This is a genomic window from Oleiphilus sp. HI0066, assembly GCF_001635725.1.
The window spans coordinates 1-1,622 of record NZ_LWFH01000440.1 but is presented as its reverse complement, the minus strand read 5'-3'; the positions used below and the strand labels follow the sequence as shown (position 1 = coordinate 1,622).

Sequence of the window (1,622 nt, the reverse complement as noted above, 5' to 3'; positions counted from 1 at the left end):
CAGAAAGCCCTGTAAGCACATTGAAGCGTTGAGCCATGTCACGGATTGTCGCAAGATTATAGTCGTTAGCTGGGGCTGGATAACCGCTAACACAATGCAAAATCACTAACTCTTTACAGCCAGCCCGCTTTGCAGCTGTGACAGCTTCGCTAATCTCTTCTTCATTGGCCATGCCTGTAGAAATGATCATGGGCTTGCCTGTTTTCGCAACATATTCGATGAGAGGGATATCTATTGCTTCAAAGGATGCGATTTTATAAGCAGGGCAGTTTAGCTCTTCTAGCATATCAACCGCTGTTTCGTCGAAGGGTGAGCTGAAAATCGTAATACCTAACTCTTTTGCTTTCTTGAACAATGGCTTGTGCCATTCCCACGGCATAAATGCTTCCGAATACAAGTCGTAAAGAGTTCGACCTCCCCATAGCCCACCTTCAATTTTAAATTCTGGGCGATCACAATCAATCGTAATTGTGTCCGCTGTGTAGGACTGGAGTTTTATGGCGTCAGCACCACAACGTTTGGCCATTACCATTATTTCGTAGGCGCGCTCGATACTTCCATTATGGTTTGCAGACAATTCTGCGATGATGTATGGGGCGGTGTTAAGCCCAATTTGTCGCCCATTGATAGCAATTGGTGTCATGCTGTTTCCAAAGGTAAAATTATTTCTGCATAACCAGTGATAGCCGGATTATCGTCTTTGTCTAAAACTAGAGTGCGGACTTTAAGACGGTTCCCTATTTTGGTTTCAATATGTATTTTTGCGTTTAGCTCAGTGTTGGGGTAAATGGGTGATTTAAACTCCAATGATTGGCTCTTATATATTGTACCTTCGCCAGGGAATAATGTTCCAAAGATTTTGGAGAATACTGAACCGCTTAAAAAACCATGGACTAAACTCTTATCGAAGCCATATTCACGACTGTACGCGTCGTCAATATGGAGTTTGTTTGTGTCAGAGGATGCTTCAGAAAACATTAGCACTTGTTCTTTTGAAATGGAGAATTGATGTGTAAATGTTTTACCAGGCCCGAACTTGTTATCTCTCATTAATGGTAGTTCGATAGAAAGTCTATTCCAGTCCTTTTTGAAAATCGCTAAACGGTATATGTCCCACAAACGACCTTTTGAGAAGTGTTGATTTTTAAATATACCTTCTACGCTGAAGCCATGCTTTTTGTGGAACGTAATTACCTTGTCATTGAATTCGAGTACTTCGCAATAAAGTTTATTAAGTCCTAGTGAGTTAAAAGCATAATTAAGTGCAGAGACTTCCATTTTTGAACCAACGCCTCTTATTGAAGTGTCTCCAGAGTAGAAGGCCCAACTAGCAGTGCCTGCATTTTGATTTATTTCTGTAAAACCAATTACTCCGCATGGTTGCTGTTCAATATAAAAAACAAAATAGCGCTTTGTTTTTTCGGACTTTATGTGCTCAAACCATTGATAGTGTTCATCTTTAGAAATGATGTGATCTGTATACATATTGGCGCGGACTTCAGGCTTGTTTCTCCACTCTAGAACCATATCCAAATGTTCTTCAGATAGGGGAGTTAATTTCGTCTTGCTCATAAAGCTTGCTCACTTTGATCTAGTAAGTGTTTGAGGACTCTTTTGGCCCC

Annotated in this window: 2 protein-coding genes; both read right to left on the bottom strand. The window is 40.8% G+C overall.

Annotated elements, in window-relative coordinates; all coding sequences use genetic code 11:
- Window positions 1–643, bottom strand: a 643-nt coding sequence (locus A3738_RS05820) for an N-acetylneuraminate synthase family protein (RefSeq protein ID WP_197473636.1), incomplete at its 3' end; no start/stop codon positions are given.
- On the bottom strand, window positions 640–1,572 hold the full coding sequence (gene pseH / locus A3738_RS05815) for a UDP-4-amino-4,6-dideoxy-N-acetyl-beta-L-altrosamine N-acetyltransferase (RefSeq protein WP_068480745.1): 933 nt from the start codon (window positions 1,570–1,572) through the stop codon (window positions 640–642). The genes pseH and A3738_RS05820, both read right to left, overlap by 4 nt.
- Window positions 1,573–1,622 lie beyond the last annotated feature (50 nt).